The organism is Nonomuraea cypriaca (assembly GCF_015645445.1).
GTDB classification, from domain to species: domain Bacteria; phylum Actinomycetota; class Actinomycetes; order Streptosporangiales; family Streptosporangiaceae; genus Nonomuraea; species Nonomuraea cypriaca.
Genome location: NZ_JADOGI010000229.1, coordinates 1 through 16,611 on the forward strand (window position 1 = coordinate 1; position 16,611 = coordinate 16,611).

Consider the following 16,611-nt stretch of genomic DNA (forward strand, 5'->3'; position numbering starts at 1 on the left):
CCCCCCAAGAGCCCGGCCCCGCCGTCGGGACGAGCCTGCAGGAGCCCAGCGCCACGGCCACGGGCCCCCGGGAGCCCGCCGCCGCCATCGGAGCCACCTCCCAGGAGCGCGGCCCCGTCATCGGAACCGGGCCCCAAGACCGCGCCCCCACAGCCGGAGCCGGCCCTCCGGAACGCACCGCCACAGCCGGAACGGGCGCTCAGGAGCGCGCCGCCACAGCCGGAGCCGGCCCTCCGGAACGCGGCGCCACAGCCGGAACGGGCGCTCAGGAGCGCGCCGCCACAGCCGGAGCCGGCCCTCCGGAACGCGGCGCCACGGCCGGAACGGGCGCTCGGGAGCAGGACGCCGGTGGAACCGTCGGGGCGCAGGAGGCGGCGATGCGGGCGGCCGGGGCGGACGAGGTGGTCGCCGATCTGGCCGACGTCGTCGTGGTGGGCAGAGTGCCCGTGGGGCGCCGATGAACGCCTGGACGCTGGTCTATGAAGGCTACGACCGCGAGGGCGAGGGCCTGCGCGAGGCGCTGTGCACGCTCGGCAACGGCCGCTTCGCCACCCGGGGCGCCACGCCCGACGGTCGGCACCGCACCCCCGGCACGTACGTGGCCGGCTGCTACGACCGCCTCGACTCGGTCGTCGCGGGCCGTACCATCGCCAATGAGGACATCGTCAACCTGCCCGACTGGCTGCCGCTGACGTTCGCCACCCCGGACGCCGAGTGGTTCCGCCCGGAACGGGCCGATCTCCTGCTCTACCGGCACGAGCTGGACATGCGCCACGGCGTGCTGGCACGCGAGCTGCGCTGGCGCGACGGTGCGGGCCGGATCACGCGGGTGCGCCAGCGCCGTCTCGTGTCGATGGCCGATCCGTACCTGGCCGCGCTGGAGACCACGTTCACCGCCGAGAACTGGTCGGGCCCGCTCCAGGTGCGCGCCACGCTGGAGGGCCGGGTGGCGAACGAGGGCGTGGCCCGCTACCGCGACCTGCGCGGCGACCATCTCACCGGGCACGCCACCGGCTCCGAGGACCACCTGGCCTGGCTCACGGCGGTCACCCGATCCTCGCGGGTCACCGTGGCCCTGGCCGGCAGAATCGACTCGGCCGCGCCCGGCACGCGCCCGGTGCGCGGCCTCGGCCACATCACCTGCGACCACGTGCTGGATCTGGCCGAGGGTACGCCGGCCAGCCTCACCAAGATCGTGGCGTTGACGACGTCGCGCGACAACGCCAGCCACGACGCCCGCTCGGCGGCCCTGCGCCGCGTCCGCCGCGCTCCCGGGTTCGACGACCTGCTGGCCCAGCACGAGAGGGCGTGGTCCCGGCTGTGGCGGCGCGCCCGGCTCGAAGTGAACGGCCCGGAATTGTCGCAGATCGTTCACCTGCACATCTTCCACCTGCTGCAGACCCTCTCCCTGCACACCACCGACCTCGACGCCGGCGTGCCCGCGCGCGGGCTGCACGGGGAGGCGTACCGGGGTCACGTGTTCTGGGACGAGCTGTTCGTACAGCCCTGGCTCGACCTGCGTTTCCCCGAGATCTCGGTCGGCCTGCTGCGCTACCGCTGGCGCCGCCTGCCCGAGGCCAGGGCCGCCGCCCGGGCGGCCGGTCACAAAGGCGCGATGTTCCCGTGGCAGAGCGGCAGCGACGGCCGCGAGGAGACCCAGACGGTGCACCTCAACCCCGCCTCGGGCCGCTGGCTGCCGGACCGCTCCCGCCTGCAGCGGCACGCCGGCCTGGCCATCGCGTACAACGTGTGGCAGCACTACCTGGCCACCGGCTCCATGCCGCCGTGGTGCGCCGAGCTGCTGCTCGACATCGCCAGGTTCTTCGCCTCGATCGCGGTGCGCCACGGCGAACGGTACGAGATCCGCGGCGTCATGGGCCCCGACGAATACCACGACGCCTACCCCGGCGCCACCGAGCCCGGCCTGAACAACAACGCCTACACCAACATCATGACCGTGTGGCTGCTGATGCGCGCCCGCGACACCGTCGAACTCGCGCCCGACTTCGCCCCATCCGACGCCGAGCTGGCCCACTGGGACGACGTCAGCCGCCACCTGCGCGTCGACTTCCACGACGGCGTCATCAGCCAGTTCACCGGATACGGCGACCTGCTGGAGCTGGACTGGGACCGCTACCAGGGCGTACGCCGCCTGGACCGCGCGCTCGAGGCCGACGGCGACGACGTCAACCGCTACAAGGCCTCCAAGCAGGCGGACACGCTGATGCTCTGCTACCTGCTGACCGCCGAGGAGCTGACCACGATCCTGAACCGGCTCGGCTATCCCACCAAACGCGGCCTGATCCCGCGTACCGTCTCCTACTACCTGGAGCGCACCAGCCACGGCTCCACGCTCAGCGCGGTCGTGCACGCGTGGGTCCTGGCCCGCTCCAACCGCGGGCAGTCGTGGGCGTTCTTCACCGAGGCCCTCTACAGCGACCTCAAGGACGTCCAGGGCGGCACCACCGCGGAAGGCATCCACCTGGGCGCCATGGGTGGCACGCTCGACCTGCTGCAGCGCTGCTATCTGGGCCTGGAGCTGCGCCGGGACGGGCTGCGGCTGGACCCGCTGGTGCCCGACAGGCTCGGCGTGCTGTCCATGCCGATCCGCTTCCACGGATGCCAGATCTTCATCGACGCCGACCACGACCAGGCTCGCGTCAACGGCACGGCACGACGTGCGTACACACGAGGAGAAGCGACCATGGCACGCACCGGCGATCTCGGACGCCGCCTCATCCACCACCGCGAGAACCTCGGCCTGACCCGGGAACAGATCGCCGAGCGGGCCGACATGTCACCGGGGTACGTGAAATATCTGGAGGAGAACCCGGACACCCCGGACACCGGCTCCCTCTACCGGCTGGCCGACGCCCTGGAGACCACGGTCGACGACCTGCTCGGCGGCGGCGTGGACCGCCCGCCGGGGCGCGGCCCGGCCATGGCCCACCCGACCCTGGAGGTGCTGGACGACCAGGAGTGCCTGCGGCTGATCGGGCCCGGGGGGATCGGGCGGGTGGCCTTCAACGGCTCGCATGGGACGACGGTGCTGCCGGTCAACTACAAGCTGCACAAGGGCGACATCGTCTTCCGCACCGCCTCTGGGGGCACCATGGACCAGGACCTGCGTACGGGCCTGGAGGGGGTGGACATCATGATCGCCTTCGAGATCGACATGATCGACGAGACCAACCGGGAGGGCTGGAGCGTCCTGGTGCAGGGCCCGGCACACCATGTGCCGCCGGAGGAACTGCCCGAGGTGACCGACGCCGACGTCACCCCGTGGGCCGGCGGCCCACGCCACCTCTACATCCGTGTCGCCCCACACCAGATCACCGGCCGCCGCATCCACGGCTTGTAGCCCCGGCAAGCCATGGGCAGGGCCCTCAGCCGATGCCCGGCACCGAACTCCCGGTACCTCGTGACCTCCGGGAGCGCCGGGAGCCCCGGCCAGGCCGGACGGGCATGGCGCCGGGGCCGGACGGGCATCCCGCCGACCCAGGGCCGGCGGGATTATCAGGTCAGCGGCAGCCTGTCGCGCCGAACGCCAGGAACTGCGTCTCCTCGCGCTGGTCGAAGTTGTCGTCCGAGCCGATCACCAGCGTGCACTCGCCGCCGGCCAGGCGCGGCCCCCATGCCAGGCTCTCGAAGTTCTCTACCGGGGTGCGGGAGTCCAGGTCATGGACGAGACGCTTGGTCACCGGGCGGTAGGGGCCGCCGTCGGCCAGGTCGTCCCTGTCCAGGACGTTGGTGGCGCCGCGCAGGTCGATCTCGTAGAGCCTGACCCGGTAGCCGACGCCCTCGATCCAGGCCCGCTCCAGCGCGAGATAGCGGAACCCGTCGATGGGCAGGATCTCCGACACCCCGGTGTCGGTGTGGCCCGTCGGCGGGATGGGGGCGACGGGCAGCGGGTCGAGCGGGTAGGCGTACTGGCCGCGTAGCCTGCCCTGGCGGCTCCACACGGTCAGCCGGGCGGGCGAGCCGCGATCCACGGTCGGCACCGGCCCGTCCTCGTAACGCGGTCCCTCGGTCACGGCGGTGATCGCGCGCGCCGACACGGCCAGCCCTTCGAAGCCGAAGTTTCGCCGGGGCCCGGTCTCGACGTCGGTCAGCCGCAGGTTCGCCGGCAACCGCAGCCGGTCGGTGTGGCGCCCCTGGAGGTCCATCTCGCGTACGGCCGGGTGGGAGATCGGGATGCTCGGATTGCGGGTGTCCGGCCGATCACCCTCGTCGCCCCACAGGAGCCGCCCGCTCCACCGGTCGAACCTGATCGACTCCGGGTCGGCCGCCTCCGGGTTGCCGTAACCCGGGTACGGCGTGCCGTCGGCCCTGGTGAGCGTCGTGACCCCGGTCACGCGCACCCCGCCGAACTCCCCCGTCGCCGGGTCGATGTCGAGCCGCCCGGTGTAGAAGCGGGCCGGGTTGTAACGCCACCGGTCGTCGGAGATGAAGTACCACCGGCCGGTACGCGGGTCGTGGTCGATCCCCGACAGGCCGCCCACGGCGGTCTCCTGGAACCGCATCATGTGCGGCAACCGCTGCTCCCCCAGGAAGCGCGTGATCCGCACCGGCTCCCGAGGCGCCGCCACCGCCGCCGCCGGTTGGGCGATATTCACCGCTGCCACCGCGAAAGCGATGAAAATCGCCATTGTTCTCCGCGAACGAGCCATTTTGTCCCCTGCCACTAAAGGACTGCCGACCGAACTGACGGAGAAAATGAAATCGCGGATCACCGGCGAAGTCCACGCGAGCGAAACACGCAATGTCCGCACGTCGCCCGCTAAAGACCGGCAACTTGTTCAGAGAAAAAACGCGCTCAGAGCGAAAGCGCTCATAGGGCGGTCGCAGAACTCAGCATTCCGGAGGACGAGCCGCTCCCGGCATTTCCGGCCGCCTTCCGATATCAGGCAGGTCGCGCGGCATCAGGAGGAGCGGGCGGCCGCCAGGCCGTCGAGGATGAGCCGCAGGCCGTACTCGTACGCCTCGTCGCTCGTGGGCGCCCCGCCCGCGCGGACGCCGGCGACCGTGAGGGGGAAGTCGGCGTACTCGGCCGGTTCCTTGGTGACACCGCGGGCCTGACGCTCGCGCCGCGCCTGCTCGTTCAGTACGAACCCAAGGGTGTAGTGACTGATGGAACCGATCGCGTGCAGTCCCTGCGCGGGCGTGAACCCGAGCCCGGCCAGCGTCGTGAGCTCCTCCTCGAACCCCCGCGCGACGGACGGCCCCGGATCGCTCCCCGACACCAGCCGCGCCCCGTCGCGGTGGCTCAGCAGCATCCGCCGGTAGCCGTGCGCGCGGCGGGCGAGCCAGTCCCGCCAGTCCTCGCCCTCGCGCGGCCCGCCCATGCCGGGGGCGAGCAGCTCGCGCGTCATCTCGTCGAGCAACTCCTGCTTGTTGCGGAAGTGCCAGTAGAGCGCGGGATTCTGCACGCCCAGGCGGGCGGCGAGACGGCGGACGGAAAGCCCGTCCAGGCCGACCTCGTCGAGCAACTCCAGCGCGGCGCGGACCACCATGTCACGCGCCAGTCCCTTCTGTGCCATCGCCTCACACCTTAACAGCGCTAAAGAACGACCCGAGCCGGCGGGGACACGAGGCCCGGGTGAAATGTCGTCGACAAGGCCCTTGCCGGCCACCTAGGTTGGCAGACCATGACGAATGACCCCATCGCGAATCAGTGCGACTGTGGTGCGACTGCCGGACCGCTGGGCGTGTGCGTGGACTATTACCACGCGATCCTGGCCGAAGAGCAGAATGATCCTCAGATGTACCGGTGGCACCTGCCTGTGGTCTGCGCGTATCTCCTGCAGCATCCTTCCAGGACGAACCAGAAGTACCTTGACGGCCAGTTCCGCCAACTGCAGCTCTACTTGGACAAGGGCCTGGACACGCTGCTTCGCGTGGCGGTTCGTCAGGTGGCGCGGAACAAGCACGGGGCAGGGCCGGGCTACGACATGGCGCCGTTGGCGGTGTACGAGCCGCTCCCGCTGGGCGGATCTCCCGGCCGTTTCCGCGCCACGTTCTGCGGGATGCCGTTCAGGGACGGCAGCTTCGTGTCAGACGGCCATGCGGCATACGGACGGCACATCGAAGCCATTGCCGAAGCGACCGTGGAGTCCTGGATGTCCGTCCGGAGCTGACGCCCCGGCCGGAGGCCCGGGAGGTCCAGGGCCTCCACGGGGCGTCAGGTGTGCTGGAGGGTGCCGATGATCGCGGTGGCGTCCAGGTCGTCTGAGCCGGTGACGCGGGCCGTCAGGCCGGCACGGGAGACGGCCTCGGCTGTTCCCGCCGCTTGCCGTTCGCTCGTTTCCACCAGGAGGTGCCCGCCGGGCGCGAGCCAGCCGGGCGCGCCGGCGATCACCCTGCGTACGACGTCGAGCCCGTCGTCGCCCCCGTCGAGCGCCATCAGCGGCTCATGCAGGCGCGCCTCCGGTGGCAGCAGGCCCACCGATTCCGTGGGCACGTAGGGCGGGCTGGCGATCAGCAGATCGACCCGGCCGCGTAGCGAGCCCGGCAGGGCCGCGTACAGGTCGCCCTGGTAGACGTGGCCGCCGGCGAGGTTGCGCCGGGCGCAGCGGACGGCGGCGGGGTCGAGGTCGGCGGCGTGCACCTCCGCCCGCCCCAGCTCGGCGGCAAGCGCCGCGCCCATCGCGCCAGTGCCGCAGCACATGTCCAGCACGACGGGTGTTCCGCCCGCCTCGCGGGCCAGCGCGACGGCCTGCCTGACGAGGAACTCGGTACGGGGCCTGGGCACGAACACCCCTGGCTCGACGACCATCCGCAGGCCGCAGAACTCCGCCCAGCCCAGTACGTGTTCGAGCGGCTCGCCGCCGGCCCTCCGCCCTACCATGGCGTCTAGCTCGGCGGGTGTGCCGGCCGTGGAGACGAGCAGCGGGGCCTCGTCCTCGGCGAACACGCACCCGGCGGTGCGCAGCGTCGCGACGATGTCATCGGTCTGAACGGACGATGGATGAACCGACATGGGAGCCTTTCTGGATGCCCATGGGCGCTCCCGCGGTCACCTATCCCCGGTGGCGGCTGGAAGGGAGCACCCAGCTTGACACAGCGGTAATGGGTCTCACCTCCCAAGGACGATCGAGACGGCAACAGTACCAGGTGCGGCTGATCGCGGACGGGCCAGGGTGTCTGCGTGCAGGGCCGCCCGGGTCCGGTGTCGGTATCTTGATGAAAGTGACTATGCGAGGAGGTCCCGTGAACGCGACCGCAGCCCCCGACCAGGCGTGCCCGATCGCCCCGGTCGTCGACATCGTCTTCAGCCGCTGGACGACGCCCATCCTGTGGACGCTCAACGAGTACGGCCGCCAGCGCTTCGTGGAGCTGGAGCGCCGCATCGGGACGATCACCCCCAAGGTGCTCACCCAGCGGCTGCGGCAGTTGGAGCGTGACGGCCTGGTGGTGCGTACGTACCATCCGGAGGTGCCGCCGCGGGTGGAATACGAGATCAGCGAGCTGGGGCTCAGCCTGGCGCCGTTGTTCGCCTCGCTGGCCGAGTGGTCGTCGTCGAACCTGGGCAAGGTCGAGCGAGCCAGGGCCGCCTACGACGACACAGGCCGCCCCAGATAGAACGGCGGCCATCGCGCTGCCGCCCCCGCGCCTGGCGCACCCGGCGCGGCGCCGAACCGCGCCACGTCGATCAGCCGGCCGGGCGCAGGAGGACGGGCAGGGCCGACAAGCGCCACGTGCCCGGGTCGCGGGTCTGGCGGAGCTCGCCGGCTGGCGAGAGGCCGGGGAAGCGGCGCAGCAGGGCATCGAGCGCGATCCCGGTCTGTACGCGGGCCAGCGGCGCCCCGGCGCAGAAGTGCGCCCCATGCGCGAACCCGAGCTGCCCCGACGCCTCCCGCCGCAGGTCGAACCTGCCGGGCTCGTCGAACACCCGCGGATCCCTGTTGGCGGAGGCGATCGAGGCGACCACGGGCTCGCCCTTGGGCACGAGTACGCCGCCGATCTCGACGTCCTCCGTGGCGAAGCGGGGGAAGGTCAGCAGTTGCGGCCCGCACCAGCGCATCAGCTCCTCGACGGCGCGCGGCATGAGCGCGGGGTCGGCGCGGAGCCCGGCCAGTTGCTCACGGTGGCCGAGCAGCGCCGCCACGGCGTTGGCGATGAGGTTGGTGGGCGTCTGGCCGGCGACGACGAGCGTCCACACCAGCGTGACCAGCTCGTCCTCGCTGAGCCGGTCCCCGTCCTCCTGCTGGATGCGGGCCAGCTCCGAGATCAGGTCGTCGCCCGGCGCGGTCCTGCCACGGGCGACGGCCGCCTCCGCGCCTTCCATGACCCCCGGGATCGCGTCACGGTACTTGTCGCCGTGCCCGGCCGCGACGGCGGCGCCCATCTCGCGCCATCGGGTGCGATCAACGGCCGGAATGCCGGCCAGTTCGCAGATGACCTCCATCGGCATCGGCCGGGCGAAGTGCGCCAGCAGGTCGACCGTGCCGTCCTCGGCCAGGTGCTCCGTCAGCTCGTCGAGCAGTCCTTCGACGATCCGCTCGATCCGCGGCGCGAACTCGGCGGCCTTGCGCGGGGTGAACGCGGGCGCCACCAGCCTGCGCAGCCGCAGGTGCTCGGCCCCGTTCATCTCGGACATCGTCCGCATGTACTTCAGGCAGTGCTCCGGTACGTCGGGACGGAGCATGAAGGTGTTCTCGTTGGTGCGCAGCCGGGGGTCGGTCAGCAGCGCTCTGGCCTCCTCGTGCCGGGTCACGGCCCAGAACGCGTACCCGGGTGCCACCAGCCGCGCCACCGGCGACTGCTCTCTGGCCTCCGTGAACGCGGTGAACGGATCCGCCAGCACGGAGGACGAGCACGCCCCGAGCAGGCTCGGCATGGACCTGATGCCGGAGATCCTCGCCGACGAGCTCACGCGCCGGCCGTACGCGCAGCTCATGAAGCTGAACGCGGTGCTGCTCGGGCTCGCGCTGGAGCGGCTGCGGCCGCCGCGCACGCCGGACGGGCGGCTCGTGCGGCTGGCCGAGGCCGCGCTGACGGTCCTGCACGGGGCCGGGCAGATGGCGGCCGCGGCGCCGGGGTTCGTAGAGCCGTTCAACGTCGTACGCGTGTGCGAGGGGCTCGCTGAGCTGGACCTGGGCGACCGGTGGTCGGTGGCACCCATGATCCCCCGGGTGGAGGCCGCCGACGAGCCGTGGTCGCCGTCGGCGGCGGTGGACGCGATCACCGGCGACACCGCGCCGCTCACCCGTGACGGGGTCGTGGCGGTGCTGGGCCTGCATCGGCTCTCTGCCGCGGAGGAGGCGGTGCGCGCGGCGCCACCCGGTGCCGAGGTCACCGCCGTCGTCGTGACCGGCGCGCCCGCGGAGCTTTTCCCGCTGGCCCGGCTGGTCGTCGCCGATCTGGGCACCTGCCTGCGGCCGGTGTTCCCGCGTGCGGCGTGGCCCCGGCTGCGGCTGGTGTACGACGAGTCGGGCGAGCTGGCGGCGGCCGCCGGGGTGACGGACGCGGGCGACGGCACGGAGACGGCCGTCCGGGTGCGGGCGGGCCGGATCGTGCTGCGCGCCGACGGCTTCGGCGCCTGCCACGCCGCCGCCTCCCACACCCCCGCCTCCGGCCCCGGCTGATGCCGGTCTGGGAGACCGACGGCGAGCCGGGTGACTAGGGCTGGGACAAAGAGCCGTGTGTCCAAGGCTGGGACAAGGAGCCGGGTGTCCAGGGCTGGAACAAAAGGGACGGCACCGTTTTGGATCTCGATGGAACCGCGGGGCGGGCATCGGCGGTCCAAGTCTTGGGCGACGTTCACGCCGGAGCCCAGCCGCCCGCCGCCCGCCCGTCCGGCGGCCGCGGAGCCGCTGGGGCCGGTCGACGCCGCAGGCGGCCCTTCCCGTCCGCGGGCGCGAGCTGGGCGTCGCCCCCACCAACCGTCACGCCGGCCGCTGAACGCCCGCCAGGGTGTCGTCGAGTACCCGGTCCAGGAAGGCGTCCAGGTTGGCCGCGGCACGGGCGATCCGTTCGGCGACACTGAGCGACTCGAACCGCACGCCCAGCTCCGTCTGCTTCTTTCCGCGCACGTAGAGCGAGCAGTCCAGGTCGGCGCACATGTACGCGCCCACCGTGTTGCCCTGGCGGCCGGCCGCGCCTGCCCTGGACGCGGCGAACAGGGCCACCCCGGTGCCGGCGTGCGGCGTCACGCAGACCGAGCAGAGCGTGCTCTTGGTGAAGCTCCTGCGTACGTCCGAGGCCAGGCGCAGGGCGACGCCGACGAGGCCGCCGTCGCGCTCGGCCACCAGGTAGGCGCGTTCATGGGCGCCCGGGTCGCGCCAGCCCAGGAAGTCGAGGTCCGGCCAGGGCGCCGCGGCGAGGTCGCGGGGCACGCCGAGCCTGCGGGCCTCACCCTTGGAGCAGTTGACGAAGGAGGTGCGGATGTCTCGTTCGGTGATGGGGTTCATGGCTCTTTCCTAGATAGACTAGGTTTCAGCCTAGAAGCCCTAGCTTATGGGCGCAAAAGAGTTTCCGCCGCTGGTCAGAGGGTCGTCGGCAGCACCGGGCGGCCGCGTACGCCGGGGTCGGCCGCGAAGAGGGCGCCCGCGTCGGGCTGCTCGGCCCGGTCGACGTCCAGCGCGGACGTGGTGATGAACAGCCGGTCGAGGTCCTCGCCGCCGAACGTCACCGCGGTGACCTTCCGCACGGGCAGGCCGACGACGGCGTCCAGGCGGCCGGCGGGGTCGTAGCGGTGCACGGCCCCGCCGGCCCACAGCGCCACCCACACCCCGCCCTCGGCGTCGACGGTCAGCCCGTCGGGAGCCCCCCGCGCGGGATCGACGACGGCGAACGGGCGGCGGCCGGTGAGCCCGGCGTCAGGGTCGTAGTCGAGCACGTCCACCCGGCCGGTCGCGGTGTCGGCGTAGTAGGCGCGGCTCCCGTCCGGGCTGAAGTCGAACCCGTTGGAGATCGTCACCCCTGGCAGCACCACGCGCAGCGCGCCGCCGGGCTCGGCCACGTAGAACGAGCCGCGGCCGGGGCTCTCGTCGTAGGCCATGCTGCCGATGTAGAAGCGGCCGGCGGGGTCGCAGCCGCCCTCGTTCATCCGGATGGCGGGGTCGTTCCACGCCTCGCCCAGGGAGCGCAGCGGGGCGTCGAGGTCGTCCGTGTCGGCCAGCAGCAGCTCGCGTTCGGACGCGACCAGGTAGCCGCCGGAGGCGCGGGGGCGTACGACGGCGGCCAGCGGACCGACGTGGCGGCGGCGTACCGTGCCCTGGGGGTCGAGCGCGAGCACGTCGCCGGCCAGCATGTCGACCCAGCGCAGCCCGCCCCACGTGCCGGACCACACGGGGCCCTCGCCGTGCTCGGCGACGGGCCCGGTCACGGTGTACGGGGTGATGCTCATGCCGATCTCCTTGGCGGTCGGAGGGATGATCCACCGATCATGCTCCCAGAATCGGCCGGAGGTCAGCCGCGCCGCCCGTTGACGTCGACGCCGTCCGGCCGCGTCAGCGGTCAGGAGCATGGTCAGGATTCCTTTCCTGCGAGGATCCGCGGGGTGGGGAGCGGGGCGGGGCGGATCTGGGCCGCGATGAGGGCGGCGAGCACGATGAGCGCGCCGAGCACCTGGGCCGCGGTGAGCTCCTGACCGAGCACGAGCCAGCCGAGCGCGGTGGCGACCACGGGGCTGAGCAGGCCCAGGAACGTCACCTCGGTGGCCGACAACATCCGCAGGCCCCTGAACCACAGGGCGTAGGCGAGGGCGGATCCAAAGTATCTCAGCGCTAAGCTATTTCGCCAGTTATATACCTCACCGCTAAGACATCGCTAGGCTGAAGGCATGGCCGATCACGTCGATCTCATCCTTGAGCAATGGCACGCGCAGCGTCCTGACCTGGACGTCTCCCCGATGGGGGTGATCGGGCGGCTCTCCCGGTTGTCGCAGCTGATCAACGCGGAGCTGCGCCGGACCTTCGCCACGCACGAGCTGGACTCGGCCTCGTTCGACGTACTGGCCACGCTGCGCCGCAACGATCCGCCGCACCGCCTGACGCCCGCCGAGCTGATGCGCTCGTCCATGGTGACCTCGGGTGCGATCACTCAGCGACTCGACCGGCTGGAGGCGCGCGGCCTCGTGACCCGCACGCCCAGCGAGTCCGACGGGCGCGGGGTGTACGTGACACTGACCGACGAGGGATACGCCCTGATCGAACGGGCGCTGCCGGATCACGTGGCGACGGAGGAGCGGGTGTTGTCCGGGCTGACCCGGGAGCGGCGGGACGCGCTGGCGGCCACCCTGCGCGACCTGCTGGAATCGCTGGGCGACACCCCCGGCCCCACCTGAGCCGTCACATTGGTCAGCGCCGGCGGCGTGGTCGCCGGCCTTTTCCGGCCCTCCTGGGACCTTCCTGGGCTCCCGGGTCGCCGCGGCGACCGTCTCCCGCCAGCCAGTGCGCGGGACGGGTGAGGGCGGCGGGTAGCCGGGTCGCGGCGTCGCCCTTTGCGGCGTTGAGCTGGGCCTGGGTGAGGAAGAACGCGCCGGTGAGGTCGGCCCCCGCCAGGTCGGCCCCCCGCAGGTCCGCCCCGATCAGATCGGCCTGCCGCAGGTCCGCACCCCGCAGATCGGCCCCGATCAGGTACGCCCCGCGCAGGTCCGCCGCCCGCAGACCGGCGCCCCTGAGCCTGACCCCGATCAGGTCGGCGCCCCTGCGGTCCTTGCCCCGTTGCCCGGCCCGCACCAGCTCACTCGCACGCAGCAGCAGGGTGTTGACCCCGGCGCGGTGCGCCGCCACGTCGAGCCGCTCCAGCTCGCCGGCGCCGCGGCGGGTGAGCAGCTCGGTCTCGTCGAGCGCCCGGCGCAGGCCGGCGTGGACCGGCGCGGCGGCCTCCAGGGTCAGCGCCTCCGCCAGATACCACAGCAGCTCGTGCAGCTGCCGCATGATCGCGAACACCGCGTACATCTGCCCGGCCGTCCCCGGCTCCTGCCGCCAGCTCCTGCCCTCGTACGTGACCTGGGAGACCTTCTGTCCCGCGCCGAAGCAGTCGAACACGGTGCAGCCGGGATAGCCGCGCTGCCTGAGCTGGGCGTGGATGGAGCACCGGAAGTCGTCGCGCAGGTTGTGGCACGGCTGCCCGGCGTCCTTGTCCGCGGCGAAGTCGGCCGAGGCCGAGAAGGGCAGCGCCACGCAGCACAGCCCGAAGCAGCTCTCGCAGTCGGCCAGCAGGCCGAGCTCGCGCGGGTTCGTTCCGGGCAAAGGGGTGCTCTCCTCACGGTGGGTGCGGTCGGATCAAGGATAGTCACCCGTGGACGTACGGCGTCGTCGTGGTGAGCGCCTCGAACCCGAGCCGCGCCAGGATGGGCCGGCTCTCACTGGAGGCGTCGACCTGCAGGAACTCGTAGCCGCGCGCGGCCGCCAGGCGGGCCCGGTAGGCGACCAGCGCGCGGTAGAGGCCGCGGCCGCGCCACTCCGGCACGGTCCCGCCGCCCCACAGGCTCGCGAACCGGCTGCCCGGGTGCACGTCCATGCGGGCCGCGCTCACCGGCACGTCGCCGGCCATGGCCACGACCGCGACGAGGGTGCCGGCGGCGAGCTGGTCGAGCAGGCGCCGCCTGAGATGTTCGCCGGGGGTGCCGAAGGCGCGCTCGTGCACGCGGGCCATCAGCTCCACCCCGGCCTGGTCGGTCACCCCTGCCAGGCGCACGCCGCCGGGCGGCGGGCCGTCCACCGCCAGGGCGGCGATCCACCCGGCCATGACGGTCTCTGCGGGCTCGGCGGTGAACCCGGCGGCCAGGAGGCGGCGGCCGAGGTCGTCCGGCCGGTCGTGGGCGTAGAGCTTCCACTCGAACGGCCTGCCCAGCCCGCCGAAGTAGCCGACCTGCTCGGCGATGGCCGCGTCCGCGCCGTCGTCGTCGAGGCCCGACCAGAGGACTCCGTTCCAGCCGTGTTGGGGTGCGACCTGGCGGACCACGTCCCCGGCCTGCTCGATCCTGGCCCCTGGGCCGTCGGGGCGGGCCGCCCGCCGCAGTTGCCTGTCGAACTCCGCCAGCACCTCGTCACGATCCATCGGGCCACCTCAGCATCCGCGCCCGCCCTCCGGCAACCGGATTTACCGGCTGATCAGCCGCTTACCGCCCGATCAGCCGCTTGCCGGGTCATCCGCTTGCCGGGTCCGCTTGCCGGGTCATCCGCTTGCCGAGTGCAGCCGCTTGCCGGCCGGTCAGCCGCCGCCGAAGCGCCGCTGCCTGGCGCCGAAGCTCCGCAGCGCGCGCAGGAAGTCGATCTCGCGGAACGCCGGCCAGTACGCCTCGCAGAAGTACAGCTCCGAGTAGGCGGACTGCCAGAGCAGGAAGTTGGACATGCGCTGTTCGCCGCTGGTGCGGATGACCAGGTCGGGGTCGGGCTGCCCGGCCGTGTAGAGGTGCCTGGCGATGTCGTCGGCCGTCAGCGTGGCGGCCAGCTCCAGCATGGATTGCCCGGCCTCGGCCCGCTCGTGCAGCAGTTCGCGGAGGGCGTCGATCACCTCCTGGCGGCCGCCGTACCCGATGGCCAGGGTGAGGTGGAAGCCGGTGGCGCACTCGCGGGTCGCCTCGACGGCGTTCTTGAGCACGCGGGCGGTGGTGTCGGGCAGCATGTCGAGCAGCCCGGCGACGTGCACCTGCCAGCGGGCGTCCGGCCGATCGAGCCGGTCGGTGACCATCTGCTCGATCACCCGCAACAGGAAGGCGACCTCCTCGTCGCCGCGGCGCTGGAGGTTCTCCGTCGAGCACAGGAACACGGTCACGTGCTTGATGCCGAGACCCTCGCACCACGACAGCACGTGCTCGATGTGCTCGGCGCCGTACTTGTGGCCGAGGCTCGGGTTGGACATGCCCTTCTGCCTGGCCCAGCGCCGGTTGCCGTCCATGATGAGGCCGACGTGCGCGGGGAGCGGGCCGGCGGTGATCTGGCGGCGCAGGCGGCGGGCGTACAGGGCGTGAAGAAGATCAGACGTCAGCATTCTCCTAAGGATGGCCTGGCCGGGCGAACGGCGTGAGCATTTGCCTCATTCCGCCCGCGGCCACCGGTCTCCCCAGCCGGCGTCCCTGGCCTGCCGGTAGAGGTCGCCTTGCCGCTTGGTGACGACCACGTCGCGGATCTCGTTCTCCTCGGTGCACAGGCGCAGGGACACCATGCCCTTGCGTTTGCGCGGATGGCGCAGGATCCGGGCGCCGGCGCGGGGCCGGCGGTCCGCCGTGGCGGCCACGTACGAGAACTTCTCGTCCTCGAAGCTCAGGGTGGCGTCCTTGACGCGGCGGTGCAGGGCCGACCTGGGGAGCCTGACGGAGAAGTGGCACCAGTCGCGGCCGGGCACGATCGGGCAGGGGCCGTCGTGGGGGCAGGGCGCGACGATGTTCATGCCGTCGGCGGCCAGTACGTCCCTGGCGGCGCAGATCACCGCGTGACCGGCCGGGGTGCCGGGCTCGACGACGAGCACCATGGCGGCCCGCGCCGCCAGCCAGCGGACGATCTCGGGTCGGTCGGCCTCCCGGAGCTCGCCCAGCGCGTACGACATGGTGACCAGGTCGGCGGCGGGGCGGCCCATGCCGGGCCGGAGTGAGGCGTGCCGCCAGGTGGCGCCGCGCAGGGCGGGCGACGTACGGGCCAGGCGTTTGCCCAGGTCGATGACGTCGGGGTCACGTTCCACGACGGTGACGTGCCGCAGGGACGGCCAGATCTGGGACGCCGCCCAGATGGCCGCCCCGGTGCCGCCGCCCGCGTCGAGGTGGGTCCTCGGCGCGAAACCCGGCGTCAGCGCCGCCGCCTGGCGCATGGCCGTCACGGCGGCGGCGTAGGTCGCGGGCATCCGGTACGCGGCGTACGCGGCGATGTCGGCCTCGGTCCGCAGGTGAGCGCCCTCGGCGGAGTGGCCGGCGCGGTAGCGCTCGGTGAGCAGGGCCACCGAGCGGGACAGGTCGTGCGGGGAGTAGCGGGACAGGACCTGGTCCAGGGCGGTCCTGAGGTCATCGGGCAGCATGGCCGGTCTTTCGTCTGGAGGGGGATGTGGTGGCGGGGCGAGGTCATGACGACACCTCGGAGTGGCAACGGCTGAGGGCCGGGGCAGCGGCGGGCGTAGTCTCACGCGGGTCCGGACACTCGCGGATGCGCGGGCCCCGGGCGGCCCCCAGGCCCCAGGTGACCACGGTGGCCGGCGACTGGTCCGCGCACCGGCCGAGCACGTCTGCGCGGGTCCCAGGTCGCAGGACGCAGGACGCAGGACATGCTGGTCCTGGGGCGCGGGGGCGGGTTACAGGTTGCGGGCCCGGGCGAGGGGGTGCCAGGCGGCTGTGGTGATGGCGATCATGACGGCGGCGGCGATCCAGTACGGCGCCGTGATCGTCAACGCCTGCGCGACCAGACCCGCGAGCAACGACCCGACGGCCGCGCCCCCGACGTCGAACAACGAGTTCACGCTGCCGACCCGGCCCAGCAGCCCGGCGGGCACGGCCCGCTGCCGCAGCGTCGACACGATGACGCCCCACACCATCGCGTGAACCCCGAACACCGCCAGGACCGCCGCGGCGACCCAGGGCACGGTGGTGGCGGCGAGCGCCGCGTGGGTGCCGGCCTCGATCAGCAGCCCGGTCCGCAACAGCGCCGTCGCCCCGAACCTGGCCAGCAACCGGCC

At 72.5% G+C, this 16,611-nt stretch carries 15 protein-coding genes and 3 pseudogenes; 6 read left to right on the forward strand and 12 right to left on the reverse strand.

Features of this window, described 5'->3' with window-relative positions:
* Both ITP53_RS44985 and ITP53_RS44990 read left to right on the forward strand, forming a co-directional pair.
* A pseudogene (locus ITP53_RS44985) lies at positions 1-461 on the forward strand (hypothetical protein); the annotation flags it as partial.
* Positions 458-3,361 (forward strand): pyridoxamine 5'-phosphate oxidase family protein, encoded by a 2,904-nt coding sequence (locus tag ITP53_RS44990; RefSeq protein ID WP_195901608.1) that lies wholly within the window; start codon positions 458-460, stop codon positions 3,359-3,361. The pseudogene ITP53_RS44985 and the gene ITP53_RS44990, both read left to right, overlap by 4 nt.
* Before the next feature lie 160 nt (positions 3,362-3,521).
* Here ITP53_RS44990 and ITP53_RS44995 read toward each other — a convergent pair whose 3' ends face one another.
* The gene (locus ITP53_RS44995; RefSeq protein ID WP_328817842.1) at positions 3,522-4,616 is read right to left on the reverse strand and encodes an esterase-like activity of phytase family protein; all 1,095 of its coding nucleotides are present in this window, start codon (positions 4,614-4,616) and stop codon (positions 3,522-3,524) included.
* A 306-nt stretch (positions 4,617-4,922) separates the two neighbouring features.
* Entirely contained in the window at positions 4,923-5,540 is a 618-nt protein-coding gene (locus ITP53_RS45000; protein ID WP_195901610.1) for a TetR/AcrR family transcriptional regulator C-terminal domain-containing protein, read from the reverse strand.
* A gap of 108 nt (positions 5,541-5,648) precedes the next feature.
* Here ITP53_RS45000 and ITP53_RS45005 point away from each other — a divergent pair, with 108 nt between their 5' ends.
* Complete coding sequence (locus ITP53_RS45005; RefSeq protein WP_195901611.1) at positions 5,649-6,137, forward strand: DUF5946 family protein; 489 nt, start codon at positions 5,649-5,651, stop codon at positions 6,135-6,137.
* A gap of 44 nt (positions 6,138-6,181) precedes the next feature.
* Here the strand turns inward: ITP53_RS45005 and ITP53_RS45010 are convergent, their stop codons facing one another.
* Positions 6,182-6,979 (reverse strand): putative protein N(5)-glutamine methyltransferase, encoded by a 798-nt coding sequence (locus ITP53_RS45010; RefSeq protein WP_195901612.1) that lies wholly within the window; start codon positions 6,977-6,979, stop codon positions 6,182-6,184.
* Between the two features lie 230 nt (positions 6,980-7,209).
* Here ITP53_RS45010 and ITP53_RS45015 point away from each other — a divergent pair, with 230 nt between their 5' ends.
* A complete protein-coding gene (locus ITP53_RS45015; RefSeq protein WP_328817846.1) occupies positions 7,210-7,581 on the forward strand; it encodes a winged helix-turn-helix transcriptional regulator in 372 nt (123 codons plus the stop codon).
* Between the two features lie 70 nt (positions 7,582-7,651).
* Here the strand turns inward: ITP53_RS45015 and ITP53_RS45020 are convergent, their stop codons facing one another.
* Positions 7,652-8,806 (reverse strand): cytochrome P450 family protein, encoded by a 1,155-nt coding sequence (locus tag ITP53_RS45020; RefSeq protein ID WP_328817848.1) that lies wholly within the window; start codon positions 8,804-8,806, stop codon positions 7,652-7,654.
* Here ITP53_RS45020 and ITP53_RS45025 point away from each other — a divergent pair.
* Positions 8,787-9,587, forward strand: a complete 801-nt coding sequence (locus tag ITP53_RS45025; RefSeq protein ID WP_236051907.1) for a TetR/AcrR family transcriptional regulator — start codon at positions 8,787-8,789, stop codon at positions 9,585-9,587. The genes ITP53_RS45020 and ITP53_RS45025 overlap by 20 nt on opposite strands.
* 300 nt (positions 9,588-9,887) lie before the next feature.
* Here ITP53_RS45025 and ITP53_RS45030 read toward each other — a convergent pair whose 3' ends face one another.
* From ITP53_RS45030 to ITP53_RS45040, 3 genes and pseudogenes are all read right to left on the reverse strand, one after another.
* Positions 9,888-10,412: an FBP domain-containing protein gene (locus ITP53_RS45030; RefSeq protein ID WP_195901614.1), complete on the reverse strand. Its 525-nt coding sequence runs from the start codon at positions 10,410-10,412 to the stop codon at positions 9,888-9,890.
* A gap of 74 nt (positions 10,413-10,486) precedes the next feature.
* A complete protein-coding gene (locus ITP53_RS45035) occupies positions 10,487-11,350 on the reverse strand; it encodes an SMP-30/gluconolactonase/LRE family protein (protein ID WP_195901615.1) in 864 nt (287 codons plus the stop codon).
* 122 nt (positions 11,351-11,472) lie between these two features.
* A pseudogene (locus tag ITP53_RS45040) lies at positions 11,473-11,736 on the reverse strand (EamA family transporter); the annotation flags it as partial.
* Positions 11,737-11,785: 49 nt separating this feature from the next.
* On the opposite strand from ITP53_RS45040, the gene ITP53_RS45045 reads away from it, so the two are divergent.
* Positions 11,786-12,289, forward strand: coding sequence for a MarR family winged helix-turn-helix transcriptional regulator (locus ITP53_RS45045; RefSeq protein ID WP_195901616.1), 504 nt, complete (start codon positions 11,786-11,788; stop codon positions 12,287-12,289).
* 13 nt (positions 12,290-12,302) lie between these two features.
* Here ITP53_RS45045 and ITP53_RS45050 read toward each other — a convergent pair whose 3' ends face one another.
* From ITP53_RS45050 to ITP53_RS45070, 5 genes and pseudogenes are all read right to left on the reverse strand, one after another.
* The gene (locus tag ITP53_RS45050) at positions 12,303-13,199 is read right to left on the reverse strand and encodes a pentapeptide repeat-containing protein (RefSeq protein WP_195901617.1); all 897 of its coding nucleotides are present in this window, start codon (positions 13,197-13,199) and stop codon (positions 12,303-12,305) included.
* Positions 13,200-13,242: 43 nt separating this feature from the next.
* Entirely contained in the window at positions 13,243-14,010 is a 768-nt protein-coding gene (locus ITP53_RS45055) for a GNAT family N-acetyltransferase (RefSeq protein WP_195901618.1), read from the reverse strand.
* Between the two features lie 153 nt (positions 14,011-14,163).
* Positions 14,164-14,943 carry a polyprenyl diphosphate synthase gene (gene uppS, locus ITP53_RS45060; RefSeq protein ID WP_195901619.1) on the reverse strand — a complete coding sequence of 260 codons (780 nt, stop codon included), beginning with the start codon at positions 14,941-14,943 and terminating at the stop codon, positions 14,164-14,166.
* Between the two features lie 45 nt (positions 14,944-14,988).
* On the reverse strand, positions 14,989-15,960 hold the full coding sequence (locus ITP53_RS45065) for a small ribosomal subunit Rsm22 family protein (RefSeq protein ID WP_195901620.1): 972 nt from the start codon (positions 15,958-15,960) through the stop codon (positions 14,989-14,991).
* A gap of 270 nt (positions 15,961-16,230) precedes the next feature.
* Positions 16,231-16,611, reverse strand: a pseudogene (locus ITP53_RS45070) (MFS transporter); the annotation flags it as partial.